The sequence below is a fragment of the Mycobacterium sp. 852013-50091_SCH5140682 genome, from assembly GCF_001665685.1.
Taxonomy (GTDB): domain Bacteria; phylum Actinomycetota; class Actinomycetes; order Mycobacteriales; family Mycobacteriaceae; genus Mycobacterium.
This window is the reverse complement of sequence record NZ_LZTB01000055.1, coordinates 19,414-40,944: the sequence shown is the minus strand read 5'-3', so window position 1 is coordinate 40,944 and position 21,531 is coordinate 19,414. Positions and strand designations below refer to the sequence as shown.

The following is a 21,531-nucleotide window of genomic DNA, read 5'->3' as shown; positions in this document are numbered from 1 at the left end:
ACACCGCGGCCATGACTGCGGTGGTGCGGGTGAGCGTGCTCGGCCCGGTACAAGCCTGGGTCGGCGACGCACCGGTCGATCTCGGGGCACGGCTGCAGCGCGCACTGCTGGCCCGGTTGGTCACGGCGCACGGCCACACAGTCTCCGTCGACCGGCTCATCGACGATCTCTGGGAGGGCGAACCGCCGCCCAAGGCGTTGTCGGCCCTGCAGGTCTACGTCTCGCATCTGCGGCGTGCCCTCGAACCGGGCCGGCAGCGGCGCGCGCCGGCCAGCGTGCTGGTGAGCGCCGCGCCGGGATACTGCCTACGGCTGCCGGTCGACGCCGTCGACTCGTGGCGGTTCGAGGCGAAAGTCACTGCCGCCTATGAAGAATCGGACCCGCAGCAACGCGTGGACCTGCTCGACGAGGCATTGGCCGACTGGGCGGGCGATCCGTTCGCGGGCGTGGGCGACGCGCTGTGGGCCGCACCGGAGATGGCGCGGCTGACCGAACTGCGGCTGGCCGCGGTCGAAACTCACGCCGCCGCCTTGGTCGAGCTCGGCCGGTACGGCACCGCCATCGCGGCGCTGGAACGACATGTCGGTGATTGCCCGGGGCGCGAGAGCGCCGCCGCGGTGCTGGCCACCGCGCTGTACCGGGCCGGACGCCAGACCGACGCGCTGGAGGCGCTGCGGCGCACCCGCGAACATCTGGTCGACGAGTTGGGGCTGGAGCCGGGCCGGGCGTTGCGCGATCTCGAGCGCGACATCCTGCGCCACGCCGAGCATCTGGAACCGTCGCGCCCGCAGCCGCGCCCGCAGCCGCGCCCGCAGCCGGCGCCGCAGTTCGCGGCACCCGACCGGCCGGACCGGTCGGCCTACGGCCGCGCTGAGGAGCTGGCGGCCATCGATGACGCTGCGCGGGCCGTTGCGGCAGGCGAGCGCGCGGTGCTGTGGATCGGCGGCGAAGCGGGCTCGGGCAAGACCACCCTGGCAGAGGCCGCGGCGGCGCGGTTGCGGGCAGCGGGATGGCGCACGGTGCACGGCCGCTGCCCCGAGGTCGACGGGGCCCCGGCAGGCTGGGCGTGGACCGAGGTGCTGCGCGAATTGGTCGACCCCGCTGTGCATTTGGACGACCGGCACGTGCTGGCTCCGCTGCTGCACGACGGCGCGGCGACCGAGGCGGGCACGTTCTGGTTGGGGCAGGCCGTTGCCGATGTGGTGAGCGGGGTCGCCGACGGCCAGCCGCTGGCTGTCGTGCTCGACGACCTGCACCGCACCGACGGTTTGACGCTGGAACTGTTGCGGTTGGTGACCGACCGGATCAAGGGGTGCCGGGTGCTGGTGATCGGCACCTATCGCCCGTCGGAGGATCGCGGCGAACTGCAGGTGGCGCGCGCGGCGCTGGCGGTCCACACCGCGGCGCATCTCATCCTGGGCGGGCTGGACGCCGCGGCGACGGCCACGCTGGCCGCCGACTGCGGACTGGCCGCCGTCAGCGGAGAAGCCCTGCGTCTGCTGCGTGAACGCACCGACGGCAACCCGTTGTTCGTCCGGGAGCTGGCCCGGCTGATGGCCGCCGAGGGGACGGACGCGGTGCGGGCCTCGGTGCCGGTAGGGGTTCGAGATGTGTTGCGCCGCAGGCTCGCCCGGTTGCCTGGCCCGACGGTGACGGCGCTGCGCCAAGCTGCTGTGCTCGGCCGTGACATCGACGTCGACCTGCTCGCCGAACTCGGCCGCGGCGACCCCGACGACCTGCTCGACGCGCTGGAACCGGCCGTGCTGCTCGGTCTGCTCGACGAGCCCGTCCCGGGCCGGCTGCGGTTCGCCCACGCTCTGGTACGCGACACGCTCTACGAAGACACCTCGAAACTGCGGCGCTCCCGGTTGCACGCCGCCGCATTGGATCTGCTCACCGCGCCTGGCCGCTCGGCCGATCCGGCCGCTCTGGCGCACCACGCCGTCGCGGCTGCGACCGCTCAAACCGCCTTGGCTGCCGCAACTTTCGCGACCGAAGCGGCCACTGAGGCGGATTCGGTCGGGGCCCACGCCGAGGCGGCCCGGCAGTGGCGCGCGGCCGTGCACATGCTCGAACTTGCCGCGAGCCGCCGGTTGCAGCCCGACCATGAGGCCGTGGAGCGCGAGATCGACGTCCGCTGTGGGCTGATCTCCGCGCTGGCCCAGTCGGGCGACGCGGTCGCGGCGCGCGTGGAGCTGAAGGCCGCGCTACAGCTGCTGTCCGACAAGTCGCGCGACGACCTGACCGTGCGCGTCCTCACCGCATGGGACACCCCGTTGGTGTGGCGCGACCGCGAGTACGACGAGTCCGACGAACAGATGATCGGCAGGCTGCGCCGGACGCTGGCGGGCGAGGTCAGCACGGTCGACCGGATCAAGCTGCTCAAGGCGCTGTTCGTGGAACTGGAGGGCACCGACCCGGACGGGGCGTTGGCGGCCAGCACGGAACTCCTCGACCTGGCGCGCCGCGTCTACGCCGAGCAGCCGCAGAACTCGGGGCGGCTGCTCTGCACGGCGCTCAACGTCCGGGCCTACTGCTCGCTGGGGCCCGACCTCGACGCCGAGCGCGAATCGATTGCCGCCGAACTGCTACGGACCGCGGAAGCCGCCGAACAGGCCGACTATCAAGCGGTCGCGCACTGGCTGCTGTCGCTGGCGGCCGGGAATCGCTGTGATCTGGTGGCCGCGAAACGGCACGTCGACCTCGCCGTGGCGCGCGCCGGTACGGGCCAGCTGGTCCACCTGCTCGGGGTGCTCGGCCTGTTCCGCGCCCGGATGCACCTGTTGGCGGGGCGCCTGGACGAGGCGGTCAGTGCCTACACCGACCTGGCGGCACGCATGGTGGAGAACGGTGCCGCCAACGGGGCCAAGCTGGCGATGGTGGGCCGCGTGACCGGTGAGTTCTGCCTCGGCGACCTCGGTCTGCTGGCCGACGAACTGGTGTTCTTCTACCGGGAAGTGTCGGTCGCCGCGCTGGATGCGGCGGTGCTGGCGCTCGTGGCGCGCGATCGCGAGGACGAAGCCCGACGGCTGTGGCAGGACCGCGGGCCCATCGAGCGGGCCTATTTCTGGCTGCCGTTCACCGTGCTGCGCGTCAATGCGGCGGTGGCGCTGGGCGACGTCGACGAAATCCGCGCGCGGGCAGCGGAACTGGAGCCGTACTCGGGCCGGATCGCCGGGCTCGGCGTCGACGGGTTGATGGTCGGCCCGGTCGACGACGCCCTCGCCGCGGCCGCCGACGCGCTGGGTCGACCGGAGGAAGCCCGCGCCTACCGCCGATCCGCCACCGCATTGCGCGACCGGCTTGCGGCCGAGGCCCGGCGCTTCATCGACTGACCGTCACCGGCCGAAGACGGCCCGTTCCAGCCGACGATGCCGCACCCGCATGACCGCGAGCAGCATCCGCAGCCCGACGCCCGCGTGGTGTGCGAACTGGGTCCGTTCGTCGTCGGTCATCACCGCCAGCGAGCGGGGCCCGTCGAACGACATCCGCGCGCCGGCCCGGGCGGCGGTCTCCACCGCCGTCCAGTCCCCAACCGAGACGTGCTCGCTGATCAGCGGAAACACTTCCATCTCTTCGTCGTTGATGTGGTCGGTCAGCAGGGTCGAGAGCTCGGCGAGCTCGATGGCCATCAGGCCGGCCACCCGGCGGTCACCCATCGACAACCGGAACGCCGCCGCCCGGGCGCGCAGTTGGTCCAGCCGCGGGTCCAGCGCGGCGTGGTCGTCGGTCAGCTCACTGAGATCCAGGTGGCTGCCCACACTGGCCTGGATGACCGGCCACAGCACAGTGTCCTCGGTGCTGTGGTGGTGATGGATCGAATCGCACAGCATCTCCACGTAGCGGGAGATGGCGCGGGCCCGACCGGGTGTGCAGATCACGTCGCGGTCGCGGACCGCCATGGCCAGCTCGGTGAGGCGGACAAGATCCGCCAGCATGGCGCGGTGGGCCAGGGTGATACCCAGCAGATCCGGTGCGGGATCGCCCGCATGACGGGGTTCGACGGTGACGGTGGTGGGCACGGCGGTACTCCTCGGGCTCGGTGTCGGGTACAGCCTGCTGCCGGCCACTTAAGCACGACTTGTCACCGGCTTGTCGTGCCCACAGTAGGGTTGGCAGCCATGATCGATATCGACCTTGCCGAGCTGCGGAATTGGTTTGGATTCGGAGTGGCGGGCAACTTCGCCGGCCATCTCGAGCAGGCAGGGGAGGCCGGTGATTTCGTCAAGGTCGTCACCGAAGGCTATGCGCCCAAAGGTATTTTCCCGTGGTACGCGCCGGGTCGCGACGACTTCCTCGGCGAGTTCCCGCTGTCCAACGACGCCATCGTGTTGCCCGACGCGGGTGAGGGTTCCGGGTTCGACGGGCCGCTGAACCTGCAGATCGAGCCCGAGGTCGGGGTCGCCTGCCGGATGGTGTGGAACGGCGACACCGTGGTGCGGTTGGAGCCGTTCGCGCTCGGCGCGTTCAACGACTGCTCGATCCGGCGCCCCGGCGCCCCCAAGATCAGCTACAAGAAGAACTGGGGCCCGGCGTCGAAAGGCGTTGCGCCGCAGTTCTTCGACATCAGCGACCTGACTCCGGACGGCCCGACGGCCACCATGCGGTTGGTCTGCTACCTGCGCGACGGGAACGGTGAGCAGCATGCCTATGGCGTCGACTCCCCGTTGGTCGGCTACTCGTACTACGGCGAGGTGCTGCTGGACTGGATCGTCGAGCGACTGGCCAACCAGAAGGGTTCGGCAGACACGCCGTTGGAGGATGTCGGCGCGCTGATGGTGGCCAGCGGCCATCCCCGCAACGTGCTGATCGGTATCGGCGCCACCCGCTACACACCGCTGGGCGAGTCGACGTTCCTCAAGCCGGGTGACGAGGCCATCGTGCGGGTGTACGACACCGTGACAGACGCGGCATCCGAACTGCGACAGGTGGTTTCGGACAGCTGAGCCCCGGTTGTCACGGGGTGTGCAGCACCTCGTCGAGCATCTGGGTGAACTTCTCCGGATCGGCCGGGGTGAAAGCCGGCCGCCAGTAGGATCGCTCGATCTCGAGAGTCACCAGGGTCGACCGCAGTGGACGCCCGACATCCAACGGCAGCCACCGGCGCAGATCCGAACTGCCCCATAACCGGAAGCGGTGCAGCATGTTCAGCGACTCGGCCTTGTAGGTGCGGATGTCGCGCAGCGGGATGACTTTCGCGGTGCCCGACGGAAAGTGGTAGCGCCGCAACGTGATCGCCTCACGGTCCAGCTGGATCAGCCCGTCGTCGTAGTACTGGTGCGGTGCGCTCACAATTCGGCGCACCTCAACTCGTGTCCCTTGGTGGTCAGGCACTTGCCGTTCTGCAGGTTCCATTGCCAGCCGTGCAGGTTGCAGGTGAGGGTATTGCCTTCCACCACACCGAATTTCGACAGGTCTGCCTTCAGGTGCGGGCAGCGCCGCTGGATCTCCCAGCCGTCGAGCGTGATGGTGGCGGTGTCGTCGTGCGCCTCGGCGAACCAGCCGTCGGCGTAGGCGATCCGCTCGTCGGTCAGGCACTTGAAGAACGTGTACAGGTATTCGTTGTAGCCGCCGACGCGCCAGGCCCGGAAGCGGGTGGACAGGAAGATGGTGTTGACCCAGTCCGGTTCGTTGTCGCGTAGCACAGTCCGGACCAACTCGGGCGCGATCTCGAACCCGTAGCGGAACTTCTCGTCGGCAATCGGTTCGCGCACAGTGCGTTTCGGGAAGTCCAGCACCACCGTCTCGGCGCCGAGGCGCAGTTCGACCGGGTAGCCGATGCCGTCGCAGATCTGGTCCGACTGCAGCATGATCGGTTCGAACACCGCGCGCAGCGGTTCCAGCAGTGGTTCTCCGGCCGCAGGCGCCCAGCCGGCCTTCTCGGCGGCCAGCACGGGGGCCATCCGCTGCGCATAGTCCTCGATGTACGCGGCCTTGCCGGTGGTGAACACCGCTTCGGGGTCTTCGATCGGGTGGCTCAGCCCGTTCAGCTCGGAGCCGGTGAAATCGGCGACGGAGCCGGGCACCATGAGCAGGCCGCGGTCGTGACCGTGGCTGCGCATCTGATCGAGGAACACCACCTGGTCGGGGAAGATGTTGGCCGGGTCGCCGTGGTCGTCGTTGAGGTCGCGCAGCTCCGGGTCCAGGAAGCAGGGCGGACCGGCCGACGGGATCACCCACGTGGCCCCGACCTGCGCGATGTACTGGCGGCAGCGGTCCATCTGGCGCTGGCGCTTCTGGATGCCGAAGGCCTCCTTGGCCCGCTCGGGCATGTCGTAGACCATCGGGTACCAGATGGCCCCGGAGTACTGCAGCATGTGCACGTCGATCTGGCCGAAGTCGGCGTGCAGCACGTCCAGATCCACGGGCCGCGCGTCGTTCATGTTGAACGCGGTCGTGACGCCGTCGGACACCACCAGCCCGGAGTCGCCGATCGGGCCGTCCGCCGGGGCCCGCAACGCGATGATCATGACGTCGAGGTCGCCCTTGGGGCCGCTGACGGTGTGCTTGACCGAATCTGTGGTCTCGAAGAAGGTGTGGAAGCCCAGCTTCTCCAGCTCGCGGCGCAGGTCCGGCACCGGATAGTCCGGCAGCAGCACCACGGCGTCCTTGTTGACGTGGCGGCGCAGGTTCTCCGGGTCGAAGTGGTCCTTGTGCAGATGGGAGACGTAGAGGTAATCCACGTCGCCCAGTGCTGCCCAGTCCAGCTGGCTGTTGTCCGGGAACGGGAACCACGACGCGAAGTACGCCGGGTTGACCCACGGATCGCACAAGATGCTGCCGGCCCTGGTATCGATCCGGAAGCCGGCATGTCCGACGCTTGTGACCTGCACGAATAGCCTTTCGATTCAGAACATGGAGCGTCAGCCAGCCTAGCCGGAATCCGGCGACGCGCCGAAGCGCTGCAGGCCAGGGGTGCCTCACGGGGCCGGTGGCCCCGCACGCGAGCAGGACGAACAGAATCCGGCCGCATACGCGCCCGTCGGGGCTGCCCACTACGCTGGCGGCTGTGGAACCGGTGTACGGGACTGTCATCCAGCTCGCCCGGCTGGCGTGGCGGCTACAGGGGCTGAAGTTCACTGTGACCGGGGTGGAGAACCTGCCCGTCACCGGCGGAGCGGTGGTGGCCATCAACCACACCAGCTACTTCGACTTCACCTTCGCCGGCCTGCCTGCGTACAAGCAGAAGCGGGGCCGCAAGGTCCGGTTCATGGCCAAAAAAGAGGTGTTCGACAACAAGATCACCGGGCCGATCATGCGCAGCCTGCGCCATATCGAGGTGGACCGGGACAACGGCGCATCCTCCTACGATGCGGCCGTCGAGTACCTCAAGGCCGGTGAATTGGTCGGGGTGTACCCCGAGGCGACCATCAGCCGCAGTTTCGAGATCAAGGGGTTCAAGTCCGGCGCGGCGCGGATGGCGATCCAGGCCGGCGTGCCGATCGTTCCGCACATCGTCTGGGGTGCCCAGCGAATCTGGACCAAGGGGCATCCGAAGAAGCTCTACCGGCCCAAGGTGCCCATCTTCATCACCGTCGGTGAGCCGATCCAGCCGACGCTGCCTGCGGCCGAGCTGACGGCGCTGCTGCATTCCCGCATGCAACACCTGCTGGAACAGGTGCAGGACGCATATGGGCCGTACCCGCCCGGCGAATTCTGGGTGCCGCATCGCCTTGGCGGCGGTGCGCCGTCGCTGGCCGAAGCCAACCGGATGGATGCCGAGGAGGCCGCGGAGAAGGCGGCCCGGCGGCGGGCATTGGGGGATCAGTCCGGGCCCGCCGAGCCGACTGGTGCGTCGGGGTAGGTCCGTATGGAACCCGTTTTCCGAAGTTTGGAAATCGCAGCCAAGTTGGTGGTTCGCGCTACCGGAACCAGGATCACCTTCCGCGGCGTGGAGAATCTGCCGGCGACGGGCGGCGCCGTCGTCGCGATCAACCACACCAGCTACGTGGACTTTCTGCCTGCCGCTCTGGCGGCGACCGAGCGCGGACGTCGGATGCGCTTCATGATCAAAGCCGAGATGCAGCAGGTGAAGCCGGTCAATTTCCTGATCAGGCACACCGGGACGATTCCCGTGGACCGCGAGGCCGGGGCGGGAGCCTATGCCCTCGCGGTGCAATCGTTGCGCCACGGCGAGCTGGTCGGCGTGTACCCCGAGGCCACCATCAGCCGCAGCTTCGAGCTCAAGGAGTTCAAGACGGGAGCGGTGCGGATGGCCTTGGAGGCCGACGTGCCGATCGTCCCGCTGATCGTCTGGGGCGCGCACCGGATTTGGACAAAGGATCATCCGAAATCGGTGGGGCGCAAGAAGTTTCCCGTCACGGTGGCGGTGGGGCAGCCGCTTGCGCCGACCGGTACGGTCGAGCAGTTGGACGCACGGCTGCGCACCACGATGACGGATCTGCTGGACCGGGTGCAGCGCGAGTACCCGGCGCCCGCGGGGCAGTACTGGGTGCCACGCCGACTGGGCGGGTCGGCGCCGACGCTCCAGGAGGCCAAGCGCCTCGACGAGGCCGAGTTGGCCGAGCGCGCGCGTAAGCGGGCGGGTAAAGCGACAGGAAAAAATATTTGATGGCGATCGATCCGAGACCGCGGCTGATCGCCACGGACGTTGACGGGACGCTGCTCGACGAGGACGAGAAGGTGACCCCGCGCACGCGGGCGGCCGTGCAGGCCGCCGTCGCGTCGGGCGCGATATTCGTACTGGCGACGGGCCGGCCGCCGCGTTGGATCACGCCCGTGGTCGACGGCCTGGGGCTCGCGCCGCTGGCGGTGTGCGCCAACGGCGCGGTGATCTACGACCCGGCCACCGATCGGATCGTCTCGGCGAACACGCTGCTGCCCGATGCCCTCGGTGAACTGGCCGAGATCGCGTCCCGGGTGATCCCGGGCGCCGGCCTGGCCGTGGAGCGTGTCGGCATCTCGGCACACGATGCGGCCACCCCGCAGTTCGTCAGCTCGCCGGGTTACGAGCACGCGTGGCTCAATCCTGACAACACCGAGGTGTCCGTCGAGGACCTGTTGTCCCAGCCTGCCGTCAAGCTGCTGGTCCGCAAGGCCGGGGCGCGAAGCTCCGATATGGCCGCCGCGCTCGCCGAGCACGTCGGCCTGCTCGGCGACATCACCTACTCGACCAACAACGGTCTGATCGAGGTGGTGCCGGTGGGCATCAGCAAGGCCACCGGGGTTGAGCAGCTCGCGGGCCCGCTCGGGCTCAGTGCCGTCGACGTCGTCGCGTTCGGCGATATGCCCAACGACGTGCCGATGCTGAGCTGGGCCGGGCGCGGTGTGGCCATGGGCAACGCTCACCCCGACGCTGTGGCGGCCGCCGACGAGGTGACCGTGACCAATGCCGACGACGGTGTGGCGCGGGTGCTCGAACGCTGGTGGGGCTAGCGGACGCGAGGAGCAATAAGACCGGAGCCGCTAGGTGATCGGGGTGAACCGCTCCAGCTGAACCGGCTGTTGGTCGGCCGGCGGCGGTGGCAGTTCCTGCGGAACCCCGTCGACGACGCGGGTCACGGTGCCTTTCTCGCGGTCGAAGTTGAGCGTGCCGTGCTGGAAGTTCTGTCCGATCCACAGCGGCTCGGGGATCTCGCCGCTGGTCGGCAGGCCGAGGACGCCGCGTTCGAAGCCGAGCGAGCCCCAGGCTTCGTAGAGGGCGCCGGTCACCGGCTGGGCGCCGCTCTCCGGTGACCAGTAGATCGCGCCCCGCTCGAAGGTGGCGTAACGGGCCGATCCTTCCGCCGCGGTCTCGGGCGAAGTCGGGTTGCCGAGAAGCCCGCCCGAGGCGCCGAGGGATTCCCAGCGTGCGTAGATGGCGCCGCCCCGCATCTGTTCGGCCAGGTCCGCCGGGCCCGGCGGCTGGTTGAACCGGGCGGCGATGTCGCGGAGGCGGTCCATCTGGGCGTAGGCGGCGTTGCCTGGGCATTCGGTGTTGCCGACGTCGCGGTGGGTGAAGATCGTCGGCAGGGTGGGGGTCGCGCCGAGCGGGAAGTGCGTGAACGAGCCGCCCGCGGAGGTGAGGACCACGCTGCCCTTGGGGTCGACGTGATCGAGGCCCAGGCGCCAGCCCAGCAGCCGTCCGACCGTGTTCAGCTGAATCTCGGTGGGCGGTACATCGTTGAAGTCGCCGATCATCGCCACACCCCAGGTGTCGCGGTTGAACCCGCCGGTGTGCGAGCCCTCGACTGCCCGGTTGATGCCGCCGGCCCGGCCCTCGAACACCTGGCCGTACTTGTCGACCAGCGCGTTGTAGGCGATGTCGCACCAGCCGAGCGTGCGCGCGTGGTACTCGAAGATCGACCGGACGATCCCGGCCGAGTCTTCCGGTGCGTAGTCGTTGCTGCCGGCCGTGTGGTGCACGACTGCGGCGCGAATATTCCTGTCGTACACCGGGTTTCCGCATCGCATCGACTCGTCGGCGCCCCACTGGGCGCGCGTGATGACGTTGGGCGGAACACCAGGCGGGGTGGCGGCGGTGGGCAGCGGCCCGGTGTCGACCGGGGCCCTCGGCGGGGCGATGAGGACCGCGTTGACGGTTTGGGGCAGCGGCTGTTCGACGGACGCGGGCCGGTAGCCGAGGCCGGGCTGCTGAGGTCCGGGAGGCCGGTTCGCAGGCAAAGCGTGGGTGACGGCGATCTGCACGGTGGTGGTTTTCCCGACGAACACCGGCTCGGTGCCGCGTGGTCCGGGGCCGCCTTCATTGCCGACGCCGTCGAGGTTCTCCGCTTGGTACCACGGCCCCCAGGAGCCGTCGGCTTTCTGCGCTCGGACCTTGGCCGAGGTGCCGCTGAGGTCCTGTGCGGTCAGCGCGACCATCGAGAACGGGGTGTCCTGGTGGATCTCTCGGACGCTGTCGCCGCTGCTCAGATTGTTCAACGGTTGCTGGGTGAGTACAGGTCCAGCGTGTGCGGGGTCGTTGTGGTTGCCACCGGGCACGCCGTCGATCGCCCACGGGAGGATGACGACCGTTGCCGCGAGCGCAGTGAAGAGCAGCGGCGGCGCGGTACGGCGGGACAGCACGGACTGATGTTACGTATGGGTCTGTTGTTACCAATGTTTCGACACGCGATTCTCAGCGTGCACGCAACGGCACCGCAGAGCCTCCACTGGCTTCTGCGGTGCCGTTTTGTAACAAGCGTTTCCTGCCCGGCCCGTCAGGGTGTGGGCAGCGGCGGAGCCGGCGGTGCCGGTACCGCGGGTGCGGCCGCAGGGATGCCCTGTTTCATCGCCGAGGTGATGGCCGGCATCACCATGCCCTTGAGCAGATCGATCGCCTGGCCGGCGCCGAGCTGCTGGGCGGCACTGGACAGGTCACCGAAGAGGCCACCACCGCCAGTGCTGCTGGTGGCAGGCATCGCACTCAGCGACGGATCGCTCCCCAGCGGGCCACCGAGGATCGGGTAGGTGCCACCCAGGCCGGGGTCACCGGCGATCGGCACCTCACCCGGGGCGGGCAGGGCGCCGCCGTTGGAGATCGGCATCAGCGACGGGTCGGTGCCCAGACCGGGCGTGGTGAGGCCCGGGGTGGTCGGAGCGCCGAGGCTCGGCGTGGTCAGCCCACCGGGCACGGCGCCGGCCGGGTTGGTCAGCCCGCCGGGCAGAGCGCCGGCCGGGTTGGTCAATGCCGGGTTGCTCAGGGCTGGGTTGCTCAGCGCGGGATCGGTCAGCGCGCCAGGCGCGGTCAGGCTCGGCGTGGCCCCCGGGGTGGCACCGGGCAGGCCGGCACCACCGGGTGCCGTCAGGCCGGGGCTGGTCAGGCCCGGATTGGTCAACCCGGGGCTGGTGAGCCCGGGCGAGGTGAGGCCGGGGGAGGTGAGACCAGGGCTGGTCAGCCCGGGCGCACCCAGGCCGGGCGCACCCAGGCCGGGCGAGGTCAGCGTCGGCGAGGCGAGCGACGGCGACGCTCCGGTGCCGCCGAGCAACCCGCCCGGCAGGTTGATGCCGAACTGGGAGAGCCCCTGGGACAGCGCGGACATCAGCTCGGTGGGCAGGTCGGTGATCATCGCGGCCTGGGTGAATTCGCGCTGCTGAGGCTCAGGGGAAAGCTGGGTGACCGCAACCAATGCTGCTGGACTTGCGACTGCCACTGCAGCGACTGCACGCATGGCTGTCGAGAGCTTGCGTCGACGTCGGTTCGGCACGGAAGTCTCCTCAAATTGGACTGCATATCTGTACTGCTCAGGTCTGTCAGCAGCTAAGGACGAAACGTGCGGAGCCCATGAGTGCCAACGTGATCGATGGTACTGGTGTGACTAAAGGGTCTAGAGTGACGATATTGAATTGTGAGCGAATTGCGACCTACGCCCGCTATCGAATTCGGGCTGTAGCGGGCCCGTCGGATACCCTTGCTGCCGATGACGTCCTTATCTCCCCGGGTCGGCGCGGCCCAGCCCAAAGGTCATTTCGACCTCTTTGTCGTTGGTTCCGGTTTCTTCGGCCTGACGATCGCCGAGCGCGTGGCGACGCAACTCGACAAGCGCGTACTTGTCATCGAGCGACGTCCGCATATCGGCGGTAACGCCTATTCCGAACCCGAACCGCAGACCGGCATCGAAGTCCATAAATACGGTGCCCACCTGTTCCACACCTCCAACCAGCGGGTGTGGGACTACGTCCGGAACTTCACCGACTTCACCAACTACCAACACCGGGTGTTCGCCCTGCACAACGGGCAGGCCTACCAGTTCCCGATGGGCCTCGGTCTGGTGTCCCAGTTCTTCGGCCGCTACTTCACGCCGGACGAGGCCAGGGCGCTGATCGCCGAACAGGCCGCCGAGATCGATACCAAAGACGCCCAGAACCTCGAGGAAAAGGCCATCTCGCTGATCGGCCGCCCGCTCTACGAGGCGTTCGTCAAGCACTACACCGCCAAGCAGTGGCAGACCGACCCGAAGGAACTGCCCGCGGCCAACATCACCCGGCTGCCGGTGCGCTACACATTCGACAACCGGTACTTCAACGACACCTACGAGGGGCTGCCGGTCGACGGCTACACCGCGTGGCTGGAGAAGATGGCCGCCGACGACCGCATCCAGGTGGTCCTCGACACCGACTGGTTCGACGTGCGCGAGAGCCTGCGGGCCGAGAACCCGGACGCTCCGGTGGTCTACACCGGGCCCCTGGACCGGTACTTCGACTATTCCGAAGGCCGGTTGGGTTGGCGCACACTGGATTTCGAGGTCGACGTGCTGGATACCGGCGACTTCCAGGGCACCGCGGTGATGAACTACAACGACGCCGACGTGCCCTACACCCGCATCCACGAGTTCCGGCACTTCCACCCCGAGCGGGTGTACCCGGCCGACAAGACCGTGATCATGCGCGAATACTCCCGGTTCGCCGAGAACGACGACGAGCCGTATTACCCGATCAACACCGAAGCCGACCGCACCCTGCTGGCCACCTACCGCGCCCGCGCCAAGGCCGAAACAGCCTCGGCCAAGGTGCTTTTCGGGGGCCGGCTGGGCACCTACCAATACCTGGACATGCACATGGCCATCGCCAGCGCGCTGAACATGTACGACAACACGCTGGCACCGCATCTGGTTGACGGTGCGCCGCTCGTCACCGAACCCGAGAAGGAAAGCAGCAAAGCATGAGTGACATCCCATCCGGCGCACTCGACGCCGGAGAATCCAGGGCCGTCAGTCTGCTGGCCCGCGTGATCCTGCCGCGACCGGGCGAGCCGCTCGACGTCCGCAAGCTGTACCTCGACGAGGATCCGACCAACGCGCGTCGCGCACACGCCCCCACCCGCACGACGCTGGAGATCGGCGCGGAATCCGGGATCTCGTTCGCGACCTACTTCAACGCGTTTCCGGCCAGCTACTGGCGGCGCTGGTCGACGCTGACGTCGGTGGTGCTGCGGGTCGAGTTGACCGGCAGCGCGCGCGTCGACGTGTACCGCTCCAAGGCCACCGGCGCGCGCATCACCGTCGGCGGCGCACCCGTCTCCAGCGGCGACTCCGATGAGCCCGCGAGCGTCGAGTTCGAGATCGACCTGACGCCGTTCGAGGACGGCGGCTGGATCTGGTTCGACATCACCACCGACTCCAAGGTGACGGTGCACGGCGCGGGCTGGTACGCGCCGACGGCCGCGCCGGGCCGGGCCAATGTTGCCGTCGGCATCCCGACCTTCAACCGGCCCGCGGATTGCGTCAACGCGCTGGCGGCGCTCACCTCCGACCCGCTCGTCGATGAGGTGATCTGCGCGGCCATCGTGTCCGATCAGGGCACCAGCAAGGCCAAGGACCATCCCGGATTCGCCGAGGCCGCCGCGGCACTGGGCAACCGGCTCTCGATTCACAACCAGCCGAACCTCGGCGGTTCCGGTGGGTACAGCCGCGTGATGTACGAGGCGCTGAAGAACACCGACTGTGAGCAGATCCTGTTCATGGACGACGACATCCGCATCGAGCCGGATTCGATCCTGCGCGCCCTGGCGATGAACCGGTTCGCCAAGGAACCGACCCTGGTCGGCGGGCAGATGCTGAATCTGCAGGAGCCGTCGCACCTGCACATCATGGGCGAGATGGTCGACCGGGCGAACTTCATGTGGTCGGCCGCGCCCAACGCCGAATACGACCACGATTTCTCCAAGTACGCCCTCGACGACGTCGACGCCTACCGCAGCAAGCTGCTGCACCGCCGCATCGACGTCGACTTCAACGGCTGGTGGATGTGCATGATCCCGCGGCAGGTGGCCGAAGAGGTCGGCCAACCGCTGCCGCTGTTCATCAAGTGGGACGACGTCGAATACGGCCTGCGGGCCGCCGAGCACGGCTACCGCACGGTGACCCTGCCCGGCGCGGCGATCTGGCACATGGCGTGGAGTGACAAGGACGACGCCATCGACTGGCAGGCGTACTTCCACCTGCGCAACCGGTTGGTGATCTCGGCCATCCACTGGGACGGCGACATCCGCGGGCTGCTTGCCAGCCACCTCAAGGCCACCTTCAAACACCTTCTCTGCCTTGAGTATTCGACGGTCGCCATCCAGAACCGGGCGATGGAGGACTTCCTGGCCGGGCCGGAGCACATCTTCTCGATCCTGGAATCGGCGCTGCCCGACATCCGCAAGATGCGTACCGAATACCCTGACGCCGTGGTGCTCCCGGGTGCGACCGCGCTGCCGCCCGCGAGCGACCTCAAGCGCAAGAAGGTGCGCATCCCGGTGTCCAAGGCCGCGATCGCGGTCCGGCTGGCCCGCGGCGTCGCCAACCAGCTGCGCGAGGCTGATCCCGAGACCCACGTTCGGCCGCAGATCAACGTGGCGACGCAGGACGCCCGGTGGTTCTCGCTGTGCATGGTCGACGGGGTCACCGTCACCACCGCCGACGGCCGCGGTGTCGTCTACCGCCAGCGTGATCGCGCGAAAATGTTTGCGCTGCTGCGTGCTTCGCTGCGGCAGCAGCTGCGGATCGCGCGTCAGTTCGACCGCATGCGCAAGGTGTACCGCGATGCGTTGCCGACCTTGTCGAGCACCCAGAAGTGGGAGACCGTGTTGCTCGCCGAATCCGGCGAGAAGGCCTGACGTGGCCGACGCCCCGCGCGGCGAAGACGCCGTGCTGGTAGCCGTTCAGTCGGCACTGGCTGGCCGCCCCGGCGTACTCGCCGGGGCCCGTGCGCTGTCCCACTTCGGGGAGCACAGCCTCGGCTGGGTCGGCGTGGCCGCGGCGGGCGCGCTGGTGCAGCCGTCCAAGCGCCGGTCCTGGATCGCGGTGGGCGCCGGTGCTTTCCTGGCACACGCCGCCGCGGTGGTGATCAAGCGGGTGGTACGCCGCGAGCGTCCACATCACCCCGACATCGCGGTGAACGTGGGGACCCCGAGTCGGCTGAGTTTCCCGTCCGCGCACGCCACCTCCACCACCGCCGCCGCGGTGCTGCTGGCCCAGACCACCGGTCTGCCGCTGCCCGCGGTCCTGGTACCGCCGATGGCGCTGTCGCGCCTCGTGCTCGGTGTGCACTACCCGACCGATGTGCTCACCGGCGTGGCCGTCGGTGCCCTGGTGGGGAAAGCGGTCGGAACAGCGGTGAACCGGGATTCTGGGGTCGAAGGAGACTGATGAGCGATGAGCACAGCCCGGATGAGTGAGGAAGCCCAGCCGACTTCCGGCCCGCCCAAGAATGTGGTGACCGGTGCCATCAAGGCGATGCGCCCCCGCCAGTGGGTCAAGAACCTGCTGGTGTTGGCCGCGCCGATGGCGGCGCTGGGCGGCGGCGTCCACTACAACTACGAGGACCTGGCCTACAACGTCACGATCGCGTTCGTGGTGTTCTGCCTCGCGTCGTCGTCGATCTACCTGATCAACGACGCCCGCGACGTCGAGGCGGACCGGGCGCACCCGACCAAACGGTTCCGGCCGATCGCGGCGGGTGTCGTGCCGGAGTGGCTGGCCTATCTGCTGGCAGTCGTGCTCGCCGCGGCGTCGTTGGGCATCTCGTGGTCGCTCACCCCGAATCTGGCCCTGGTGATGGCGATCTACATCGCCATCCAGCTGGCCTACTGCTTCGGCCTCAAACATCAAGCGGTGCTGGACATCTGCATCGTGTCGTCCGGATTCCTGATCCGGGCCATCGCCGGTGGTGTGGCCACCGGCATCCCGCTGTCGCAGTGGTTCCTGCTCGTCATGGCGTTCGGTTCGCTGTTCATGGCATCGGGCAAGCGGTACGCCGAACTGCAGCTCGCCGAGCGCACGGGCGCCAAGATCCGCAAGTCGCTGGAGAGCTACACCACGACGTATCTGCGCTTTGTCTGGACGCTGGCGGCCACCGCGGTCGTCGTCTGCTACGGACTGTGGGCCTTCGAGCGGGACCGGGTGGTCGGCTCGTCGTGGTTCGCCATATCGATGATCCCGTTCACCATCGCCATCCTGCGCTACGCGGTCGACGTCGATGGCGGCATCGCAGGCGAGCCGGAGGAGATCGCACTGCGGGACCGGGTTCTGCAGCTGCTGGCTGTGGCGTGGATCGGGACCATCGGTGCTGCCATCGCTTTCAGCTGACCCCGCCAATGCCCGCCGGTGGCCCGGCGTGACCGACCTGCGCAGGCGGGCCGGCGGCTTGGGCGAGCGGTTCGAGAACTGGCCGGCGTTCCCGTACCACCTGTCGGTTCGGATCAGCCTGTGGGTCGGCGTCGTGGTTACCGCCGGGTTGTTCGCGTGGGGTGCCTGGCAACGCCGGTGGATCGCCGACGACGGCTTGATCGTGCTGCGGACCGTGCGAAACCTGTTGGCCGGCAACGGTCCGGTCTTCAACGCCGGGGAGCGGGTGGAGGCCAACACCTCGACGGCGTGGACCTACCTGGTGACCCTCGGCGCCTGGATCGGTGGCCCGCTGCGGCTGGAGTACGTGGTGCTGGTGCTGGCGCTGGTGCTCAGCGTGCTCGGCGTGGTGCTCGTCATGCTGGGTACCGGCCGCCTCTATGCGCCCAGCCTGCGGGGGCGTCGCGCGCTGCTGCTGCCGGCCGGTGCGCTGGTCTACATCGCGATCCCGCCGGCCCGCGACTTCGCCACCTCGGGGCTCGAAAGCGGTTTGGCGCTGGCCTATCTCGGGTTGCTGTGGTGGATGATGGTGTGCTGGTCGCAGGCGCTGCGCGCACATCCCGATCAGCAGCGAGGGCAGCAGAACATCACCGGCCCGGTGCTCGAGGGCTCGCTGGCCTTCGTCGCAGGGCTGAGCGTGCTGATCCGCCCTGAGCTGGCTCTGCTGGGCGGCGGGCTGCTGATCATGATGCTGGTGGCCGCGCGCGGGTGGCGTCGCCGGACGTTGATCGCCGTCGCGGGCGGGCTGCTGCCCGTGGGGTACCAGATCTTCCGGATGGGCTACTACGGCCTGCTGGTGCCGGGCACCGCGGTGGCCAAGGACGCCTCGGGGTCCAAATGGGCCCAGGGCTTCATCTACCTGTCCAACTTCAACCACCCCTACCTGCTGTGGGTGCCCGCGGTACTGCTGGTGCTGCTGGGAATGGTGTTGCTGGCCACCAGGACTCGGCCGTGGTGGGTCCGGCGGCAGGTGCCGCGTGGCTACGGCTGGCTGCCGCGGACCATCCAAAGTCCGCCCGCCATCGTCATTTTCATGGTGGCCAGCGGATTTCTGCAGGCGGTGTACTGGGTGCGCCAGGGCGGCGACTTCATGCATGGCCGGGTGCTGCTGGCGCCGGTGTTCTGCATGCTCGCCCCCGTCGCGGTGATTCCGGTGGTGCTGCCCGACGGCACCAAGTTCACCCGCGAGACCGGTTATCTGCTGGCCGCCGCCACCAGCGTGCTGTGGGCCGCAGTGGTCGGATGGTCGATCTGGGCGGCCAACTCGCCGGGCCTGGGCGCCGACGCCACGCGGGTCACGTACTCCGGCATCGTCGACGAGCGTCGCTTCTACTCGCAGGCCACCGGTCACGCGCATCCGCTGACCGCGGCCGACTATCTGGACTACCCACGCATGCGGGCGGTCCTGACGGCGATCAACAACACCCCCGACGGCGCCCTGCTGCTGCCGTCGGGCAACTACGACGTGTGGGATGTGGTGCCCGCCCTGCCGCCGCCGCCTGGGCTCACGCCGTCGGAGCGCAGGGCGCTGGTAACGCCGCACACAGTGTTTTTCACCAACCTCGGCATGGTCAGCATGAACACCGGACTCAACGTGCGGGTGATCGATCAGATCGGGCTGGCAAACCCGTTGGCAATGCACACGCGGCGCCTGACCGACGGCCGCATCGGCCACGACAAGAACCTGTTCCCGGACTGGGCCGTCGCCGAGGGACCGTTCCTCAAGGAACACCCCTACGTCCCGCCGTATCTGGACGAGGACTGGATCACCGAAGCCGGAGTGGCGCTGACGTGTCCTGACACCGACACAATGCTGAATTCTCTGCGCGGCGAGATGGGGTTCCGGCGGTTCCTGTCGAACCTCACGCACGCCTACGAATTCACCAAGTACCGGATCGACCGCGTGCCGTTATACGAGATCAACCGGTGTGGCCTGCAACCGCCGCCGACCAAGGTGCCGCCGTACACGGGCATGCCCGCAACGGGTCCGTAGTTTGCGCGGCGGCGTTGTGGGGCGATAGACCACAAACCTGGGATTTGGCTGTCAGCGGGTTGGTCTGTTTGGGTAACGGTAGGCCGTCGTGGCCCGATACGTAATCGTGCACTCGTGCGTCCGCTTGCGGGGTGCCCGATGATCTGCCTTGATCGCACTTTGGACGACTGAGTGTGACCAGGGCGGACAGCTGCTGAAAAGAAGAAAATGGCCGTCGTGTGGTTGACTACACGGGCACGTGAGCCGGTTACGTCCGCTGAATTGACGTGCGGCATACGACAGATGAGATAGGGAGCAGTATGAAGTTCGTTGGGAAGATGCGCGGCGCAGCGGCAGGTCTGTCGCGCCGGCTGACGGTTGCGGTCGCGGCAGCGGCCCTGCTGCCTGGCCTGGTAGGCGTCGCGGGTGGCTCGGCGACTGCTGGGGCTTTCTCTCGCCCGGGTCTGCCGGTCGAGTATCTCGACGTTCCGTCGGCAGCGATGGGACGTGACATCCGCGTGGAGTTCCAGAGCGGTGGCCCGGGTGCTCCGGCGCTGTACCTGCTCGACGGTATGCGCGCACGTGATGACCAGAACGGCTGGGACATCGAGCTCCCGACGTTCGAGTGGTTCCTGAACTCCGGCATCTCCGTCGTGATGCCCGTCGGTGGCCAGTCCAGCTTCTACACCGACTGGTACAAGCCGGCGTGTGGCAGCAAGGACGGCGGCTGCAAGACGTACAAGTGGGAAACCTTCCTGAGCTCGGAGCTCCCCGCCTGGCTGCAGGCCAACCGGCAGGTCAAGCCGACCGGTAGCGCCATCGTGGGTCTGTCGATGGCCGGTTCGTCCGCGCTGATCCTGTCGATGAACCACCCCGAGCAGTTCATCTACGCTGCCTCGCTGTCCGGCACCTTGAACCCCTCCGAGGGCTGGTGGCCCATGCTGATCAGCGTCTCCATGGGTGACGCCGGTGGCTACAAGGCCGACGACATGTGGGGTTCGACGGGCGATCCGAACAACGCCTGGAAGGCCAACGACCCGACCGTGAACGTGGGCAAGATCGCCGCCCAGGGCACTCGTCTGTGGATCTACTGCGGTAACGGCAAGCCGAACGAGTCCGGTGGCACCGACGTCCCCGCGAAGTTCCTCGAGGGCTTCCTGTGCCGCACCAACACCACGTTCCAGGAGAAGTACCTCGCCGCTGGTGGCCAGAACGCGGTGTTCAACTTCCCGCAGAGCGGTACCCACGCGTGGGTCTACTGGGGCCAGCAGCTGCAGGCCATGAAGCCTGACCTGCAGCGCGTGCTGGGCGCCACTCCGACCGCCTGATCAGGCGGGCCGGTAGCGGCCGAACACGATATTGACGCTGACGGCGGCGATCCTCTGGGGTCGCCGCCGTCAGTCGTTTCCACCGCCGCCTGTGTATCCGATGTGGTTCACTACAACGGGTTCTGTGCTCCTCGCGTGCGCGGGGTTCTGTGCTCCTCGCGTGCGCGGGGGTCTGCGTGGGGGCACTTTCAGCAATGAGGTCCGATGGCTCTCCGGGAGTTCCCGGCGACAGGAGGGGTTTGAGGATGAGGCGTGGGTTGATTGCCGTGCGGGCGGTGCTGTTGACCGCGGTTCTGGCGGCCGGGCTGTGGACCTCGTCGGTCCTCACGGGAGCCCCGGCGCGAGCTGACGGTGTCGAGTACCTGATGGTGCCCTCGGCGGCGATGGGCCGCGACATCCCGGTGGCGTTCCAGGGCGGTGGCCCGCACGCGGTGTTCCTCCTCGACGCCTTCAATGCCGCTCCCGACGTGAGCAACTGGGTCAACGCCGGTCATGCCATGAGCACGCTGGCGGGCCGCGGCATCTCGGTCGCCGCCCCGGCGGGTGGCGCGTGGAGCCTCTACACCAACTGGGAGCAGGACGGCAGCAAGCAGTGGGAGACCTTCCTCTCCGACGAGCTGCCGAACTGGTTGGCCGCCAACAAGGGCCTGGCCCCCAACGGGCACGGCATCGTCGGTGTCTCGCAGGGCGGGACCGCGGCAGTGACGCTCGCCGCATTTCACCCGGACCGTTTCCGGTTCGCGGGTTCGCTGTCGGGCTTCCTGACGCCGTCGGCCACCACGCTCAACGGCGCGATCACCGCAGGCCTCGCGCAGTACGGCGGCGTCGACAGCTACGGAATGTGGGGCGCGCCGCAGCTGGGCCGCTGGAAGTGGCGGGATCCCGACGTGCACGTGCAACTGCTCGCCGACGCCAACACCCGGCTCTGGGTGTACACGCCCAACACCATGACGTGCAGTGATCCGGCCGCGATGATCGGTGTCTGCGACCAGGCGCAAGGCAGCAACCGGGCGTTCTATTCGCACTACCGCGGCGTGGGCGGCAGCAACGGGCACTTCGACTTCCAGGGTGGCGGCCAGCACGACTGGGGCAGCTGGGCGCCGCAGCTGGCGCAGATGTCTGGCGAATTGGTGGCCACCATCAAGTAGCTGCGTCCAATTCGGTTGTACCGGGGCAACTTTTG

The 21,531-nt window shown here is 68.3% G+C and carries 17 protein-coding genes; 12 read left to right on the top strand and 5 right to left on the bottom strand.

Annotated features, from left to right (window positions below):
- Positions 1-11: 11 nt before the first annotated feature.
- On the top strand, positions 12-3,335 hold the full coding sequence (locus A5784_RS16640) for an ATP-binding protein (protein ID WP_064946015.1): 3,324 nt from the start codon (positions 12-14) through the stop codon (positions 3,333-3,335).
- A 3-nt stretch (positions 3,336-3,338) separates the two neighbouring features.
- Here the strand turns inward: A5784_RS16640 and A5784_RS16635 are convergent, their stop codons facing one another.
- On the bottom strand, positions 3,339-4,022 hold the full coding sequence (locus A5784_RS16635) for a hemerythrin domain-containing protein (RefSeq protein WP_064946014.1): 684 nt from the start codon (positions 4,020-4,022) through the stop codon (positions 3,339-3,341).
- Between the two features lie 99 nt (positions 4,023-4,121).
- Here A5784_RS16635 and A5784_RS16630 point away from each other — a divergent pair, with 99 nt between their 5' ends.
- The gene (locus tag A5784_RS16630) at positions 4,122-4,946 is read left to right on the top strand and encodes a DUF5718 family protein (protein WP_064946013.1); all 825 of its coding nucleotides are present in this window, start codon (positions 4,122-4,124) and stop codon (positions 4,944-4,946) included.
- Positions 4,947-4,956: 10 nt separating this feature from the next.
- On the opposite strand, the gene A5784_RS16625 is transcribed toward A5784_RS16630, so the two are convergent.
- Positions 4,957-5,292, bottom strand: a complete 336-nt coding sequence (locus tag A5784_RS16625) for a PH domain-containing protein (RefSeq protein ID WP_029370817.1) — start codon at positions 5,290-5,292, stop codon at positions 4,957-4,959.
- Positions 5,289-6,833 carry an MBL fold metallo-hydrolase gene (locus A5784_RS16620; protein ID WP_064946012.1) on the bottom strand — a complete coding sequence of 515 codons (1,545 nt, stop codon included), beginning with the start codon at positions 6,831-6,833 and terminating at the stop codon, positions 5,289-5,291. The genes A5784_RS16625 and A5784_RS16620 overlap by 4 nt, the downstream gene beginning before the upstream one ends.
- Before the next feature lie 176 nt (positions 6,834-7,009).
- Here A5784_RS16620 and A5784_RS16615 point away from each other — a divergent pair, with 176 nt between their 5' ends.
- Genes A5784_RS16615 through A5784_RS16605 form a run of 3 tightly spaced genes read left to right on the top strand, consistent with a single transcriptional unit; the run spans position 7,010 to position 9,396 of the window.
- Positions 7,010-7,804, top strand: coding sequence for a lysophospholipid acyltransferase family protein (locus A5784_RS16615; RefSeq protein ID WP_064946011.1), 795 nt, complete (start codon positions 7,010-7,012; stop codon positions 7,802-7,804).
- 6 nt (positions 7,805-7,810) lie between these two features.
- Positions 7,811-8,572, top strand: coding sequence for a lysophospholipid acyltransferase family protein (locus tag A5784_RS16610; RefSeq protein WP_064946010.1), 762 nt, complete (start codon positions 7,811-7,813; stop codon positions 8,570-8,572).
- On the top strand, positions 8,572-9,396 hold the full coding sequence (locus A5784_RS16605; RefSeq protein WP_064946009.1) for a Cof-type HAD-IIB family hydrolase: 825 nt from the start codon (positions 8,572-8,574) through the stop codon (positions 9,394-9,396). Before A5784_RS16610 ends, A5784_RS16605 begins: the two co-directional genes overlap by 1 nt.
- A 30-nt stretch (positions 9,397-9,426) precedes the next feature.
- On the opposite strand, the gene A5784_RS16600 is transcribed toward A5784_RS16605, so the two are convergent.
- Together A5784_RS16600 and A5784_RS16595 are read right to left on the bottom strand one after the other, a co-directional pair.
- Positions 9,427-11,025 (bottom strand): N-acetylmuramoyl-L-alanine amidase, encoded by a 1,599-nt coding sequence (locus tag A5784_RS16600; protein WP_064946008.1) that lies wholly within the window; start codon positions 11,023-11,025, stop codon positions 9,427-9,429.
- Between the two features lie 134 nt (positions 11,026-11,159).
- On the bottom strand, positions 11,160-12,146 hold the full coding sequence (locus tag A5784_RS16595) for a YML083C domain-containing protein (protein ID WP_064946007.1): 987 nt from the start codon (positions 12,144-12,146) through the stop codon (positions 11,160-11,162).
- Between the two features lie 213 nt (positions 12,147-12,359).
- Between A5784_RS16595 and glf the strand changes: the two genes are divergently transcribed.
- From glf to A5784_RS16560, 7 genes are all read left to right on the top strand, one after another.
- Entirely contained in the window at positions 12,360-13,604 is a 1,245-nt protein-coding gene (gene glf, locus A5784_RS16590; RefSeq protein ID WP_064946023.1) for a UDP-galactopyranose mutase, read from the top strand.
- Positions 13,601-15,538 (top strand): glycosyltransferase, encoded by a 1,938-nt coding sequence (locus A5784_RS16585; protein WP_064946006.1) that lies wholly within the window; start codon positions 13,601-13,603, stop codon positions 15,536-15,538. Before glf ends, A5784_RS16585 begins: the two co-directional genes overlap by 4 nt.
- A 1-nt stretch (position 15,539) precedes the next feature.
- Positions 15,540-16,070 carry a phosphatase PAP2 family protein gene (locus A5784_RS16580; protein WP_064946005.1) on the top strand — a complete coding sequence of 177 codons (531 nt, stop codon included), beginning with the start codon at positions 15,540-15,542 and terminating at the stop codon, positions 16,068-16,070.
- Between the two features lie 21 nt (positions 16,071-16,091).
- Entirely contained in the window at positions 16,092-17,009 is a 918-nt protein-coding gene (locus tag A5784_RS16575; RefSeq protein ID WP_064946004.1) for a decaprenyl-phosphate phosphoribosyltransferase, read from the top strand.
- Between the two features lie 28 nt (positions 17,010-17,037).
- Positions 17,038-19,041: a terminal beta-(1->2)-arabinofuranosyltransferase gene (aftB, locus tag A5784_RS16570; protein WP_064946003.1), complete on the top strand. Its 2,004-nt coding sequence runs from the start codon at positions 17,038-17,040 to the stop codon at positions 19,039-19,041.
- Between the two features lie 299 nt (positions 19,042-19,340).
- Entirely contained in the window at positions 19,341-20,348 is a 1,008-nt protein-coding gene (locus tag A5784_RS16565; RefSeq protein WP_064946002.1) for an esterase family protein, read from the top strand.
- A 245-nt stretch (positions 20,349-20,593) separates the two neighbouring features.
- Positions 20,594-21,496, top strand: a complete 903-nt coding sequence (locus tag A5784_RS16560; RefSeq protein ID WP_064946001.1) for an alpha/beta hydrolase-fold protein — start codon at positions 20,594-20,596, stop codon at positions 21,494-21,496.
- Positions 21,497-21,531 lie beyond the last annotated feature (35 nt).

Bases quoted from the DNA above. Each gene is read 5' to 3' on its own strand.
- A5784_RS16640 (WP_064946015.1), top strand. From the start codon at position 12: ATGACTGCGGTGGTGCGGGTGAGCGTGCTCGGCCCGGTACAAGCCTGG.
- A5784_RS16630 (WP_064946013.1), top strand. From the start codon at position 4,122: ATGATCGATATCGACCTTGCCGAGCTGCGGAATTGGTTTGGATTCGGA.
- A5784_RS16610 (WP_064946010.1), top strand. From the start codon at position 7,811: ATGGAACCCGTTTTCCGAAGTTTGGAAATCGCAGCCAAGTTGGTGGTT.
- A5784_RS16605 (WP_064946009.1), top strand. From the start codon at position 8,572: ATGGCGATCGATCCGAGACCGCGGCTGATCGCCACGGACGTTGACGGG.
- glf (WP_064946023.1), top strand. From the start codon at position 12,360: ATGACGTCCTTATCTCCCCGGGTCGGCGCGGCCCAGCCCAAAGGTCAT.
- A5784_RS16585 (WP_064946006.1), top strand. From the start codon at position 13,601: ATGAGTGACATCCCATCCGGCGCACTCGACGCCGGAGAATCCAGGGCC.
- A5784_RS16575 (WP_064946004.1), top strand. From the start codon at position 16,092: ATGAGTGAGGAAGCCCAGCCGACTTCCGGCCCGCCCAAGAATGTGGTG.
- A5784_RS16565 (WP_064946002.1), top strand. From the start codon at position 19,341: ATGAAGTTCGTTGGGAAGATGCGCGGCGCAGCGGCAGGTCTGTCGCGC.
- A5784_RS16560 (WP_064946001.1), top strand. From the start codon at position 20,594: ATGAGGCGTGGGTTGATTGCCGTGCGGGCGGTGCTGTTGACCGCGGTT.